General features: G+C 67.3%; 1 protein-coding gene. It reads left to right on the top strand.

Translation table 11 applies throughout. The features are described 5' to 3' along the window. Positions 1–17: 17 nt before the first annotated feature. Positions 18–627: TonB-dependent receptor plug domain-containing protein (locus ACYVDE_RS25465; RefSeq protein ID WP_460504300.1), on the top strand; the 610-nt coding region annotated here is incomplete at its 3' end.

Raw genomic sequence — 627 nt, 5'->3', positions numbered from 1 at the left:
CCGGCCCACTTCCGGCCTTGCCGCTGCAGGCCCCCGATGCCCTGGCCCCGGCCGTGCAGCGCAGTCAGGCACAGCGCGCCGCCGAAATCAAGCTCGACTTCGATACCACGCACAGCATACGCCTGGGCAACGTGCAGGTGAGCGCCCGCCGGGTGGTAACGGCCGACTCGCGCCGCCTCTACCCGATAAGCCAAGCCACGGTGCTGCGGATGGATGACTATCCGACGGCCCGCAACAGCTCGGCCACGGTGCTGCAGATGCTGCAGAGCCGGGTGCCCGGGGTATCGGTAACCGGTACCGAACCCAACATGCACGTGCTGATTCGGGGCGTGAATTCGTTGTCGGGGTCATCTGAGCCGTTGTTTCTGCTCGACGGAGTGCCCGTCACGGCCGATGCCCTCGCATATTACCCGGCAGCCGATGTCGAAACTGTTGAGATTCTGAAAGGAGCGCAGGCCGGCATCTACGGCAGCCGGGCTTCGGGGGGCGTCGTGGCCGTGTATACCCGGCGCGGCAGCCCGGCCTACAACCCCAAAACTGAACAAGCGCCCGGCGTGCTGGCCTTGCGGGTGCCGGGGTATGCCTGCAGCCGCGAGTTCTACGCGCCGCGCTACCATGCGGCCCCGG

The sequence above is a fragment of the Hymenobacter agri genome (genome assembly GCF_054778495.1).
This window is presented reverse-complemented; position numbering and strand designations above follow the sequence as displayed.